This is a genomic window from Pseudomonas sp. C9 (genome assembly GCF_002000165.1).
Taxonomy (GTDB): Bacteria; Pseudomonadota; Gammaproteobacteria; order Pseudomonadales; family Pseudomonadaceae; genus Aquipseudomonas.
The window spans coordinates 184,259-197,586 of the sequence record NZ_MPAK01000002.1; the positions used below are offsets into that span (position 1 = coordinate 184,259).

The window sequence follows — 13,328 nt, forward strand, 5'->3', positions numbered from 1 at the left end:
AAACCTCGCTTTAGTAACAGCACCCCAGCGCTACCAAAAATCCCCCCGAAAAATTTCATCTACGCCAGAACCCTTGATTCAGGCGCTCTCCAGCCATGCCAAAAGGTTTTCTTGAACATCCATCCAACAAGTTGGCCGCTTGATTGCATATGCTTGTATGTACAAGTAAAGACGTATGCGTATGAGTCACGAAGACTCAACCGTCGTCCACTGATTCGCCGGTGTGCACTGATGCCCATCGGCTTGCTCGCCCACTGCCTGGGTTGGTTTTGGATTGATTGCTGAGGAGTTTTTTTCGTGACTAAATTTCGTGACGTTGAAATCCGCGCTGCCCGCGGTAACAAGCTGACCGCCAAGAGCTGGCTGACCGAAGCGCCACTGCGCATGCTGATGAACAACCTCGACCCGGAAGTCGCCGAGAACCCTAAAGAACTGGTGGTTTACGGTGGTATCGGTCGTGCGGCACGTAACTGGGAATGCTACGACAAGATCGTTGAAAGCCTGACCAATCTGAACGACGACGAGACCCTGCTGGTGCAATCCGGCAAGCCGGTCGGCGTGTTCAAGACCCACAGCAACGCACCGCGTGTTCTGATCGCCAACTCCAACCTGGTTCCACACTGGGCAAGCTGGGAGCACTTCAACGAACTGGACGCCAAAGGCCTGGCCATGTACGGCCAGATGACCGCCGGCAGCTGGATCTACATCGGTAGCCAGGGCATCGTTCAAGGCACCTACGAAACCTTCGTCGAAGCCGGTCGTCAGCACTACAACGATGACCTGAAAGGTCGTTGGGTCCTGACCGCAGGCCTCGGTGGCATGGGCGGTGCCCAACCGCTGGCCGCGACCCTGGCCGGTGCCTGCTCGCTGAACATCGAATGCCAGCAGGTCAGCATCGATTTTCGCCTGAACAGCCGCTACGTCGACGAGCAAGCCAAAGACCTCGACGACGCGCTGGCCCGCATCGCCAAATACACCAAAGAAGGCAAGGCGATTTCCATCGCGCTGCTGGGTAACGCGGCTGAAATCCTGCCGGAACTGGTTCGTCGTGGCGTACGCCCGGACATGGTCACCGACCAGACCAGCGCCCACGACCCGCTCAACGGTTACCTGCCAGCCGGCTGGACCTGGGAAGAGTACCGCGCTCGCGCCCAGACCGAGCCTGCTGCTGTGGTCAAAGCCGCCAAGCAATCGATGGCCGTGCACGTTAAAGCGATGCTGGATTTCCAGAAAATGGGCATCCCGACTTTCGACTACGGCAACAACATCCGTCAGATGGCGCAGGAAGAAGGCGTGGAAAACGCATTCGACTTCCCAGGCTTCGTACCGGCTTACATCCGTCCACTGTTCTGCCGCGGCATCGGCCCATTCCGTTGGGCTGCACTGTCGGGCAACGCTGAAGACATCTACAAGACCGACGCCAAGGTCAAAGAGCTGATCCCGGACGACGCCCACCTGCACAACTGGCTGGACATGGCCCGCGAGCGCATCAGCTTCCAGGGTCTGCCGGCCCGTATCTGCTGGGTTGGCCTGGGCCTGCGCGCCAAGCTGGGTCTGGCGTTCAACGAAATGGTACGCAGCGGTGAATTGTCCGCGCCTATCGTCATCGGTCGCGACCACCTGGACTCCGGCTCGGTAGCCAGCCCGAACCGCGAAACCGAATCCATGCAGGACGGTTCCGACGCCGTGTCCGACTGGCCACTGCTCAACGCTCTGCTCAACACCGCGAGCGGCGCGACCTGGGTTTCCCTGCACCACGGCGGCGGCGTCGGCATGGGCTTCTCCCAGCACTCGGGCATGGTGATTGTCTGCGACGGTACTGACGAAGCGGCCGAGCGTATCGCTCGCGTCCTGCACAACGACCCGGCTACCGGCGTTATGCGTCACGCCGATGCGGGCTACCAGATCGCCATCGACTGCGCGAAGGAACAAGGGCTGAACCTGCCGATGATCACCGGCAAATAAACAAGCCATGTAGCAGCTGCCGCAGGCTGCGTTAAGGGCCGAAGGACCTTCGTTCCGCGTTGGAATGCCGGGGTCGCTTCGCAACCCGACGCCGCCTTCGGCAGCTGCTACAGAGATTGAGTGAAACCAGAATAACAATCCACAGAGGTTGAACCATGGCTGTTAACAGCGAGCGTGCAGGTAACAAACCGTTGATCGAGAAACGCTCGATCGACTACATCCCGGAAGCGGAAAGACACGGTCGTCTGTTGAGTCAGTTCACCCTGTGGATGGGTGCCAACCTGCAAATCACCGCGATTGTCACCGGCGCATTGGCCGTGGTCCTTGGCGGTGACGTGTTCTGGTCGTTGATCGGTCTGTTGATCGGTCAACTGCTCGGCGGTGGTGTGATGGCGCTGCATGCCGCGCAAGGCCCCAAGCTTGGCCTGCCGCAGATGATCTCCAGTCGTGTGCAGTTCGGTGTTTATGGCGCGGCCATCCCGATCGTATTGGTCTGCTTGATGTATCTCGGTTTCACCGCAACGGGAACCGTACTTTCCGGCCAGGCGCTGGGCCAGTTGTTTGGTGTCAGCGATACCGTCGGTATCCTCATTTTCGCCAGTGTCATCGTGCTGGTCACGGTGCTTGGTTATCGGGTGATCCATTGGATTGGCCGTGTCGCCAGTGTCATTGGCGTGATTGCCTTTGTTTATCTGTTCAGCCGTCTGATGAGCCAGACTGACGTCGGCGCGCTGTTGCAAATCCGCCACTTCAGTTGGAGCAGCTTCTTGCTAGCGGTGTCGCTCGCGGCGTCCTGGCAGATCGCCTTTGGCCCGTACGTGGCTGACTATTCGCGCTACCTGCCGAGCAAGACTTCCTCGGTGAAAACCTTTTTCGCCGCAGGCGCCGGTTCGGTGATTGGTGCACAGGTGGCGATGGTCCTCGGCGTGTTCGCCGCCGCTTCGGCCAACGGACAATTCGCCGGCCACGAAGTGGCCTACATTGTGGGTCTGGGTGGTACCGGTGCCACCGCTGCGCTGCTGTACTTCAGCATTGCGTTCGGCAAAGTCACCATCTCCACGCTGAACTCCTACGGCAGCTTCATGTGCATTGCGACCATCATCAGCGGGTTCCGTGGTGACCTGAAGGTATCGCGCTTGCAGCGTCTGGTGTTCGTGCTGGTCATCGTCGGGGCTGCGACCCTGATGGCGTTGCTCGGCCAGCACTCGTTCCTCGGTGCGTTCAAGTCCTTCATCCTGTTCCTGCTGGCGTTCTTTACGCCATGGAGCGCGATCAACCTGGTGGACTACTACTGCATCACCCGCGAGCGCTATGACGTGCCGGCGCTGGCCGATCCGAACGGTCGCTATGGTCGTTGGAACGTCCTCGGTATCAGCATTTATGTCTTCGGTGTGCTGGTTCAACTGCCGTTCATTTCCACCAAGTTCTATACCGGTCCGCTGGTGGCGGCCCTGGGTGATGTGGATATTTCCTGGATCATCGGTCTGGTGATTCCCGCCGCCCTGTATTACGTGTGCGCAAAAAAATGGCACGGCACAGTGCCTGATCGTTTGATCCTGCCGGTCGAGCAGGACGCGATCACTGAACAAAAGCTGAATGTTGGTCGCGCTTCGGCGCAGGCCTGATTGGACGTGGACAGGGCTGGATGCCTCTTGACTGCCGTAAGCCAATTCATGATTAGGAGCGTCACAACAATGAAATCGAACAAGACCCTGCTGACCACATTGCTTTCCATGGGCCTGCTGGCCAGTGCCGGCGCCACTCAGGCAGCCGGTTGGTGCGAGTCGGGCAAACCGGTGAAATTTGCCGGCCTGAACTGGGAAAGCGCCATGCTGCTGACCGACGTGCTGCAAGTCGTGTTGGAGAAAGGCTACGACTGCAAGACCGACAGCCTGCCGGGCAACTCCATCACCATGGAAAACGCCCTGAGCAGCAACGACATTCAAGTGTTTGCCGAAGAGTGGGTCGGCCGCAGCGAAGTCTGGAACAAGGCCGAGAAGGCCGGCAAAGTCGTCGGTGTCGGCGCTCCGGTTGTTGGCGCGGTTGAAGGCTGGTACGTGCCGCGCTACGTGATCGAAGGCGACGCCAAGCGCAAACTGGAACCTAAAGCCCCGGACCTGAAAAACATTGCTGACCTGGGCAAATACTCGGCGATCTTCAAAGACGCTGAAGAGCCGTCCAAAGGCCGTTTCTACAATTGCCCGGCAGGCTGGACCTGTGAGCTGGACAACAGCGAAATGCTGAAAAGCTACGGTCTGGAAAGCACCTACACCAACTTCCGCCCAGGCACCGGCCCGGCGCTGGATGCCGCCGTGCTGTCGAGCTACAAGCGTGGCGAGCCGATCCTGTTCTACTACTGGTCGCCAACCCCGCTGATGGGCCAGGTCGATGTGGTGAAACTCGAAGAGAAGCCAGGCGTGAACAAGACCGTGGATATCAAGGTCGGCCTGTCCAAGACGTTCCACGAACAAGCCCCGGAACTGGTGGCTGTACTGGAAAAAGTCAATGTGCCGATCGACATCCTCAACCAGAACCTTGGGCGCATGACCAAAGAGCGGATCGAGTCGCCAAAACTGGCCAAGATCTTCTTGAAGGAACATCCTGAAGTCTGGCACGCATGGGTGAGCGAAGACGCAGCCAAGAAAATCGACGCGGCCTTGTAGGTTGGGCCTCTCCGACTGCCGGTAGCGGCAGTCGGACGCTTGATCGCAACCCCTTGATTGAGAGTCTCTTATGTTTCCCGAAAGCTTTACCTTTTCCATCGCCGACTGGGTCAACGGTTGGGTCGACTCGTTGGTCACCAACTACGGCGACGTGTTCCGGCAGATCTCTGACACCCTGCTGTGGGCCATCGTCAATCTTGAAGGGCTGCTGCGCGCGGCGCCCTGGTGGCTGATGTTGGCCATCGTCGCGGGCGTTGCCTGGCACGCGACCCGCAAAGTCGTGACCACGGCCGTGATCGTCGGCTTGTTGTTCCTGGTGGGTGCCGTCGGCCTCTGGGACAAGCTGATGCAAACCCTCGCGTTGATGATGGTGGCGACGATCATTTCGGTGCTGATCGGCATTCCGTTGGGCATTCTCTCGGCGCGCAGCAATCGCCTGCGTTCGGTGCTGATGCCGTTGCTCGACATCATGCAAACCATGCCGAGTTTCGTGTACCTGATCCCGGTGCTGATGCTGTTCGGCCTGGGCAAGGTGCCGGCGATTTTCGCCACCGTGATTTACGCCGCGCCACCGCTGATCCGCTTGACCGATCTGGGCATTCGCCAGGTCGACGGTGAAGTGATGGAGGCGATCAACGCCTTCGGTGCCAACCGCTGGCAGCAACTGTTTGGCGTGCAACTGCCGCTAGCCCTGCCGAGCATCATGGCCGGGATCAACCAGACCACCATGATGGCCCTGTCGATGGTGGTCATTGCTTCGATGATCGGTGCCCGTGGCTTGGGTGAAGACGTGCTGGTGGGGATTCAGACCCTCAACGTCGGACGTGGGCTGGAAGCCGGTCTGGCGATCGTGATTCTGGCTGTGGTGATCGACCGCATTACACAGGCGTACGGTCGGGCCCGGCATGAGGTGAGCAAATGAACAACGCGACCGTAAGCAAGATCGAAGTCAAAAACGTCTTCAAGATTTTTGGCAACCGTTCCAAAGATGCACTGGCGATGATTGGCCAGGGCAAAACCAAGGACCAGGTGCTGGCCGAAACCGGCTGCGTGGTCGGCGTGAACGATCTGTCGCTGAGCATCGGCAGCGGCGAGATCTTCGTGATCATGGGCCTGTCGGGCTCCGGCAAGTCGACTTTGGTACGCCACTTCAATCGCCTGATCGACCCGACCAGCGGCGCGATCCTGGTGGATGGCGTGGACATCCTGCAATACGACATGGAAGCCCTGCGCGAATTTCGTCGACGCAAGATCAGCATGGTGTTCCAGAGCTTCGGCCTGTTGCCGCACAAGAGCGTGCTGGACAACGTCGCCTACGGCTTGAAAATTCGTGGCGAGAGCAAAGCCATGTGCGCCGAGCGTGCGCTGCACTGGATCAACACCGTGGGCCTCAAGGGCTACGAAAACAAATACCCGCATCAGCTTTCCGGCGGTATGCGCCAGCGTGTGGGCCTGGCCCGTGCCCTGGCGGCGGACACCGACATCATCCTGATGGACGAAGCGTTCAGCGCCCTCGACCCGCTGATCCGCGCCGAGATGCAGGACCAGTTGCTGGAGCTGCAAAAGACCCTGCACAAGACCATCGTCTTCATCACCCACGACCTCGACGAGGCTGTGCGCATCGGCAACCGCATCGCGATCCTCAAGGACGGCCGCTTGATCCAGGTCGGCACCCCGAGAGAGATCCTGCATTCGCCGGCGGATGAGTATGTCGACCGGTTTGTGCAACGGCGGGCGGCGGTGGTTTAAGAGGTTTGTGGTGGCTGTGCCGGCCCTATCGCGGGCAAGCCCGCTCGCACAGGGTTTTTGTGAACACCAGAGTTCCACTGTGGGAGCCGGGCTTGCCCGCGATGAGGCCGGTGAAGCTGCATCAATATTCAGGTTGTACGCACGAGGTTGAAGATGTCCCAGGCTGAAAAAATCGTTATCGCCGATGCCCCCGTGCGTTGGCAGGATGTGGTGGCCGTCGCCCGTGATGGCGCGCAGCTTGAGCTGTCGGCGCAGGTCTGGGCACGGATTGAAAACGCGCAAGGCATCGTCCAGCGTATCGTCACCAGCGGTGAGCGCGCTTACGGCATCAACACCGGGCTGGGGGCGTTGTGCAACGTCTCGCTGGCGGATGAACAACTCAGCCAGTTGTCGCGCAATACCTTGCTCAGCCACGCCTGTGGCGTGGGTGCGCCGCTGTCCAACGAACAGACTCGCGCCATCATGTGCGCCGCAGTCGTCAACTACAGCCACGGCAAATCCGGCCTGCACCGCCAGGTGGTCGAAGCCCTGCTGGCGCTGCTCAACCGTGGCATCACCCCGCAGGTGCCGTCCCAAGGGTCCGTCGGCTACCTGACCCACATGGCGCACATCGGCATTGCGCTGCTGGGTGTCGGCAATGTCAGCTATCGCGGGCAGGTCGTTTCCGCTCAGCAAGCCCTGGCCGAAGAAGGCCTGCAACCGGTCAAGCTCGGCGCCAAGGACGGTTTGTGCCTGGTCAACGGCACGCCGTGCATGACCGGCCTGAGCTGCCTGGCCATTGCCGATGCCACGCGCCTGCTGCAATGGGCCGACGTGATCGGTGCCATGAGTTTCGAGGCCCTGCGCGGTCAGATCGATGCGTTCGATGCCGAGATCATTGCACTCAAGCCGCACCCGGGCATGCAGCAAGTGGGGATCAATCTGCGTGCGGTGCTCGACGGTAGCGAAGTGATCGCCAGCAGCAAGGGCATTCGCACCCAGGATGCCTTGAGCATTCGTTCGATCCCGCAGGTTCACGGCGCGGCGCGCGATCAACTGGTTCACGCGACCCGACAGATCGAAACCGAACTCAACAGCGCCACCGACAACCCGCTGGTGCTGGGCACGCCGGACAACTACCGCGTGGTGTCCCAGGCCAACCCGCACGGTCAGTCCGTGGCATTGGCAGCAGACCTGCTGGCCATCGCCATGGCCGAAATCGGCTCCATCGCCGAGCGTCGCCTGGACCGCTTGATCAACCCTCACGTCAGTGGTCTGCCGGCATTTCTGGTGGCCAACCCGGGGGTGAACTCCGGGATGATGATCGTCCAGTACGTCGCCGCGTCCCTGTGCGCGGAAAACCGCCAATTGGCGCAACCGGCGGTGCTCGACAACTACGTCACGTCGGGCCTGCAGGAAGATCACCTGAGCCTGGGCACCAACGCCGCGCTGAAGCTGCACCGCGCACTGGAAAACTGCACGCAGATCCTCGCCATCGAGTACTTGCTCGCCGCTCAGGCGTTCGAGTTCCTGAAAGAACAGCGCTTTGGCGCCGGCACCGATGCGGCGTGGCGCCTGCTGCGTGAGCGCGTTCCTGCCTACGATCAGGATCGCTGGCTGGCACCGGATATTGCCGCCGCTGCCGGTGTGCTCAAAGACCCGACTTCGCTGCAAAAGGCTTTACCGAATCTGAACTGATTTCCCAATAAAACCAGCGTGCCAAGGCGCGTCTCCCCAAGAGGCAGACGCGACGGACAACGGACATTTCCGGAGCGTCTGGTCTGCCTCTCTAAATAGAGAGCATTTACAACTCTCAAAAGGAGCACAAAATGACTGCGCTAAACCTGATTCCCGGCCAACTGAGCCTCGCCCAACTGCGTGATGTCTATCAGCAGCCGGTGAAATTGACCCTCGACAACAGCGCCTCGGCACAAATTGAAGCCAGCGTTGCCTGCGTGGAACAGATCCTCGCCGAGAACCGCACCGCCTATGGCATCAACACCGGTTTCGGCCTGCTGGCCTCGACCCGCATCGCCAGCGAAGACCTGGAAAACCTTCAGCGCTCGCTGGTGCTGTCTCACGCCGCCGGTGTCGGCGAGCCGATCAGCGACGCCTTGGTGCGACTGGTCATGGTGCTCAAGGTCAACAGCCTGAGCCGTGGTTTCTCCGGTATCCGTCGCGTGGTCATCGACGCGCTGATCGCCCTGATCAACGCTGAGGTTTACCCGCACATTCCATTGAAAGGCTCGGTCGGTGCTTCCGGCGATTTGGCGCCGTTGGCCCATATGTCGCTGGTGCTGCTGGGTGAAGGCAAGGCGCGCTACAAGGGCGAGTGGATGGAGGCGACCGAAGCGCTGAAAGTCGCCGGCCTGACGCCGCTGACCCTGGCCGCGAAAGAAGGCCTGGCGCTGCTCAACGGCACTCAGGTGTCGACCGCTTATGCACTGCGCGGTTTGTTCGAAGGCGAAGACCTGTTCGCTGGCGCTGTCGCGCTGGGCGCGCTGACCGTTGAAGCGGTGTTGGGCTCGCGCTCGCCGTTCGACGCGCGCATCCATGCCGCCCGTGGCCAGAAAGGCCAGATCGACGCCGCTGCCGCTTACCGTGACCTGCTGGGCGAGCGCAGTGAAGTGTCCGACTCGCACGAAAACTGCGAAAAGGTCCAGGACCCGTACTCCCTGCGCTGCCAGCCACAAGTCATGGGCGCCTGCCTGACTCAGTTCCGTCAAGCCGCTGAAGTGCTCGCTATCGAGGCCAACGCCGTCTCCGATAACCCGCTGGTATTCGCCGCTGAAGGCGATGTGATTTCCGGCGGTAACTTCCACGCCGAACCCGTGGCCATGGCCGCTGACAACATGGCGCTGGCCATCGCTGAAATCGGTTCTCTGAGCGAGCGCCGTATCTCGCTGATGATGGACAAGCACATGTCGCAACTGCCGCCATTCCTGGTGGCAAACGGCGGCGTGAACTCTGGCTTCATGATCGCCCAAGTGACCGCTGCCGCATTGGCCAGCGAGAACAAGGCCCTGTCACATCCGCATTCGGTAGACAGCCTGCCGACGTCGGCGAACCAGGAAGACCACGTGTCCATGGCCCCGGCTGCAGGCAAGCGCCTGTGGGAAATGGCGGAAAACACCCGCGGTGTTCTGGCCGTGGAATGGTTGGCGGCGGCTCAAGGCCTGGACTTGCGCGAAGGCCTGAAGAGCTCGGCAAAACTGGAAAAGGCCCGTGCCATCCTGCGTAAGGAAGTGCCGTTCTATGAGAAGGACCGTTTCTTTGCGCCGGACATCAATGCGGCGACTGAGTTGTTGGCCTCGCGTTGCCTGAACGAGCTGGTAATGGCGAAGTTGCTGCCGAGCCTGTAATGGCCTATTCGCGAGCAGGCTCGCTCCCACAGTGGATTGTGTAAACCCTGTGGGAGCGAGCCTGCTCGCGATTCGATTTTGCGTCGAATAAGAATAATTAAGGACGAGAAATGCAACAGCCAGCAAAAGGTTTGAAACGCGGGCTTTCTGCCCGACATATTCGCTTCATGGCGCTGGGGTCGGCGATCGGCACCGGGCTGTTTTACGGTTCTGCCTCGGCCATTCAAATGGCCGGCCCCGCGGTATTGCTCGCCTACCTGATCGGTGGCGCAGCTGTGTTCATGGTCATGCGCGCCCTCGGTGAGATGGCAGTGCACAACCCGGTGGCCGGCTCTTTCGGTCAGTACGCCAGCACCTATCTGGGGCCGATGGCGGGCTTCATCCTCGGTTGGACTTACGCGTTCGAAATGGTCATCGTCGGCATGGCCGACGTCACCGCGTTCGGTATTTACATGGGCTTCTGGTTCCCGGAAGTCTCCCGCTGGATCTGGGTGCTGGGCATCGTTTCGGTGGTCGGCGGCTTGAACCTGTGTAACGTCAAGGTCTTCGGTGAAATGGAGTTCTGGCTGTCACTGCTCAAGGTCGCAGCCATCGTCGCGATGATTCTGGGTGGCTTCGGCATCATGCTGTTCGGCATCAGCACGGCGCCCGGCGCCCAAGCGACCGATATCAGCAACCTCTGGAGCCATGGCGGTTTCATGCCCAATGGCGTGGGTGGCCTGATCGCTTCGTTCGCGGTGGTGATGTTCGCATTCGGCGGGATTGAAATCATCGGCGTGACCGCCGGTGAGGCCAAAGATCCGCAGCATGTGCTGCCTAGAGCGATCAATGCCGTACCGTTGCGTATTTTGCTGTTCTATGTGCTGACCATGTTCGTACTGATGTCGATCTTTCCATGGCAGCAGATCGGCAGCCAGGGCAGTCCGTTCGTGCAGATTTTCGACAATTTGGGCATCAGCTCGGCGGCGACCATCCTCAATATTGTGGTGATCTCGGCAGCGATCTCGGCCATCAACAGCGACATCTTCGGCGCTGGCCGCATGATGTACGGTCTGGCCCAGCAAGGGCACGCACCTAAGGGCTTCGCCCGTTTGTCGCGTAATGGCGTGCCATGGATGACCGTGGTGGTGATGAGTGCCGCGCTGCTGCTGGGTGTGCTGTTGAACTACCTGATTCCGGAAAACGTGTTTCTGTTGATCGCCTCCATCGCGACCTTTGCCACGGTATGGGTCTGGCTGATGATTCTGTGTACCCAGGTGGCCATGCGTCGTTCCATGAGTGCCGAGCAGGTCGCACAACTGAAGTTCCCTGTACCGTTCTGGCCCTATGCGCCGATGGCGGCGATTGCCTTCATGCTGTTCATTTTCGGCGTGCTGGGTTATTTCCCGGACACCCAGGCGGCGCTGATCGTCGGTGTGGTCTGGATCGTGCTGCTGGTGCTGGCCTACCTGACGTGGGTGAAACCGGCGGCGGGCCAGGCGGCACTGGTAGAGCAGGAACCTTCTTTTTCACATCAATAACCTAACGGAGGCCACGGATGAAAACTCTCTGGCAACACTGCCACGTCGCAACCATGGCACAAGGCGTCTACTCGATTATCGAGGACGCGGCCATCGTGACGTCAGGTGCGCTCATTGAGTGGATCGGCCCGCGCGCTGACCTGCCGGCGGGCGAGTACCCGGCCGTCAACGATTTGCAAGGGGCCTGGGTAACGCCGGGTCTGATCGACTGCCACACCCACACGGTGTTTGGCGGTAATCGTAGCGGCGAATTCGAACAGCGCCTGCAAGGCGTCAGCTACGCAGAAATCGCAGCGGCCGGTGGTGGCATCGCCAGCACCGTACGCGCGACCCGCGCAGCCTCTGAAGACGAGCTGTTCGCCAGCGCCGCCAAGCGTCTTAAAAGCCTGATGCGTGATGGCGTGACCACGGTCGAAATGAAATCCGGCTACGGCCTCGACCTGGCCAGCGAGCGCAAGATCCTTCGAGTCATTCGCCGCCTCGGCACCGAATTGCCGATCAGCGTGCGCAGCACGTGCCTGGCCGCTCACGCGTTGCCGCCGGAATACGCCGACCGCGCCGACGACTACATCGATCACATCTGCGCCGAAATGCTCCCGGCCCTGGCCGCCGAAGGGTTGGTGGATGCGGTGGACGCATTCTGCGAATACCTGGCGTTCTCGCCGGCGCAGGTCGAGCGAGTGTTCATCACCGCACAGGAACTCGGTTTGCCGGTGAAGCTGCACGCCGAGCAACTGTCGTCGCTGCACGGTTCGAGCCTGGCGGCGCGTTATCACGCACTGTCGGCCGATCATCTGGAATTCATGACCGAGGACGATGCCATCGCCATGGCCAAGTCCGGAACCGTCGCGGTGCTGCTGCCGGGCGCATTCTACTTCCTGCGGGAAACCCAGTTGCCGCCGATGGACGCGCTGCGCAAGCACGGTGTGAAAATAGCCATCGCCAGCGACCTCAACCCGGGCACCTCGCCTGCGCTGTCGTTGCGCTTGATGCTGAACATGGCCTGCACCTGTTTCCGCATGACCCCGGAAGAGGCGCTGGCGGGCGCGACGATTCATGCCGCCACCGCGCTGGGCATGGCCGATACCCACGGCTCGCTGGAAGCCGGAAAAGTCGCGGACTTTGTCGCCTGGCAAATCGATCGTCCGGCCGATCTGTCGTACTGGCTGGGCGGTGACCTGGAAAAACGCGTCGTGCGTCACGGCGTCGAGACAAGTGTTTAGGAGAACAGTTGTGGATAAAGTTCTGAACTTCAAACAAGGCCGTGTGCCGCTGCTGATCAGCATGCCTCACGCGGGCGTGCGCCTGACCCCGGCGGTCGAAGCCGGGTTGATTCCCGACGCCCGCAGTCTGCCGGATACCGACTGGCACATCCCGAAGCTTTATGAATTTGCCACGGAACTGGGCGCCAGCACCCTGGCCGCCGAGTACTCGCGGTTTGTCATCGACCTGAACCGTCCCTCCGACGACAAGCCTTTGTATGTCGGCGCGACCACGGGCCTGTACCCGGCGACGCTGTTCGATGGCATTCCCTTGTTCCGCGAAGGCCTGGAACCGTCGAAAGAAGAGCGCACGACCTGGCTGGAACAGATCTGGACGCCGTATCACACGACATTGCAAAACGAGCTGGCACGGCTGAAAGCCGAGTTCGGTTATGCGTTGCTGTTCGACGCGCACTCGATCCGCTCGATCATCCCGCACTTGTTCGACGGCAAGCTGCCGGACTTCAACCTCGGCACCTTCAATGGCGCCAGTTGCGATCCTGAGTTGGCCACTCAACTGGAAGCCATTTGCGCGCGCCACGGCGATTACAGCCATGTGCTGAACGGCCGCTTCAAGGGCGGCCACATCACCCGGCATTACGGCAATCCGGCCGAGAATATCCATGCCGTGCAACTGGAGTTGGGCCAGTGCACGTACATGGAAGAGTTCGAGCCGTTCCGCTACCGGCCGGACTTGGCGGAGCCAACGCAAGTGGTGCTCAAAGAGTTGCTGCAAGGATTGCTGGATTGGGGCCAGCATACCTTTGGTAAATAAAAGTTTTAAGTTTGATTAAAGAGGATCTCGCTCTCCTTAACCCTGGCGGCTTC

General features: G+C 60.4%; 10 protein-coding genes. All 10 read left to right on the forward strand.

Features of this window, described 5'->3' with window-relative positions:
- Nucleotides 1-297: 297 nt before the first annotated feature.
- The 10 genes from hutU (at nt 298) to hutG (ending at nt 13,275) form a co-directional block, all read left to right on the forward strand.
- Nucleotides 298-1,965, forward strand: a complete 1,668-nt coding sequence (gene hutU / locus BMS17_RS27800) for a urocanate hydratase (protein WP_046031213.1) — start codon at nt 298-300, stop codon at nt 1,963-1,965.
- Between the two features lie 155 nt (nt 1,966-2,120).
- Nucleotides 2,121-3,590, forward strand: coding sequence for a cytosine permease (locus BMS17_RS27805; RefSeq protein ID WP_046031212.1), 1,470 nt, complete (start codon nt 2,121-2,123; stop codon nt 3,588-3,590).
- 69 nt (nt 3,591-3,659) lie between these two features.
- Nucleotides 3,660-4,628 (forward strand): ABC transporter substrate-binding protein, encoded by a 969-nt coding sequence (locus BMS17_RS27810; RefSeq protein ID WP_046031211.1) that lies wholly within the window; start codon nt 3,660-3,662, stop codon nt 4,626-4,628.
- Between the two features lie 70 nt (nt 4,629-4,698).
- Nucleotides 4,699-5,550: a proline/glycine betaine ABC transporter permease gene (locus BMS17_RS27815; protein WP_046031210.1), complete on the forward strand. Its 852-nt coding sequence runs from the start codon at nt 4,699-4,701 to the stop codon at nt 5,548-5,550.
- Nucleotides 5,547-6,377, forward strand: a complete 831-nt coding sequence (locus tag BMS17_RS27820; protein ID WP_052961897.1) for a glycine betaine/L-proline ABC transporter ATP-binding protein — start codon at nt 5,547-5,549, stop codon at nt 6,375-6,377. The genes BMS17_RS27815 and BMS17_RS27820 overlap by 4 nt, the downstream gene beginning before the upstream one ends.
- 153 nt (nt 6,378-6,530) lie before the next feature.
- Nucleotides 6,531-8,054: a histidine ammonia-lyase gene (hutH, locus tag BMS17_RS27825; RefSeq protein WP_046031209.1), complete on the forward strand. Its 1,524-nt coding sequence runs from the start codon at nt 6,531-6,533 to the stop codon at nt 8,052-8,054.
- 131 nt (nt 8,055-8,185) lie between these two features.
- A complete protein-coding gene (gene hutH / locus BMS17_RS27830; protein WP_077432301.1) occupies nt 8,186-9,718 on the forward strand; it encodes a histidine ammonia-lyase in 1,533 nt (510 codons plus the stop codon).
- A 110-nt stretch (nt 9,719-9,828) separates the two neighbouring features.
- Nucleotides 9,829-11,238: an amino acid permease gene (locus BMS17_RS27835; protein WP_077432302.1), complete on the forward strand. Its 1,410-nt coding sequence runs from the start codon at nt 9,829-9,831 to the stop codon at nt 11,236-11,238.
- 17 nt (nt 11,239-11,255) lie between these two features.
- The gene (gene hutI, locus BMS17_RS27840; RefSeq protein ID WP_046031206.1) at nt 11,256-12,461 is read left to right on the forward strand and encodes an imidazolonepropionase; all 1,206 of its coding nucleotides are present in this window, start codon (nt 11,256-11,258) and stop codon (nt 12,459-12,461) included.
- A 10-nt stretch (nt 12,462-12,471) separates the two neighbouring features.
- A complete protein-coding gene (gene hutG, locus BMS17_RS27845) occupies nt 12,472-13,275 on the forward strand; it encodes an N-formylglutamate deformylase (RefSeq protein WP_046031205.1) in 804 nt (267 codons plus the stop codon).
- Nucleotides 13,276-13,328 lie beyond the last annotated feature (53 nt).

Coding starts and splice junctions, on each gene's coding strand:
- BMS17_RS27805 (WP_046031212.1), top strand. CDS start 2,121: ATGGCTGTTAACAGCGAGCGTGCAGGTAACAAACCGTTGATCGAGAAA.
- BMS17_RS27810 (WP_046031211.1), top strand. CDS start 3,660: ATGAAATCGAACAAGACCCTGCTGACCACATTGCTTTCCATGGGCCTG.
- BMS17_RS27815 (WP_046031210.1), top strand. CDS start 4,699: ATGTTTCCCGAAAGCTTTACCTTTTCCATCGCCGACTGGGTCAACGGT.
- BMS17_RS27820 (WP_052961897.1), top strand. CDS start 5,547: ATGAACAACGCGACCGTAAGCAAGATCGAAGTCAAAAACGTCTTCAAG.
- hutH (WP_046031209.1), top strand. CDS start 6,531: ATGTCCCAGGCTGAAAAAATCGTTATCGCCGATGCCCCCGTGCGTTGG.
- hutH (WP_077432301.1), top strand. CDS start 8,186: ATGACTGCGCTAAACCTGATTCCCGGCCAACTGAGCCTCGCCCAACTG.
- BMS17_RS27835 (WP_077432302.1), top strand. CDS start 9,829: ATGCAACAGCCAGCAAAAGGTTTGAAACGCGGGCTTTCTGCCCGACAT.
- hutI (WP_046031206.1), top strand. CDS start 11,256: ATGAAAACTCTCTGGCAACACTGCCACGTCGCAACCATGGCACAAGGC.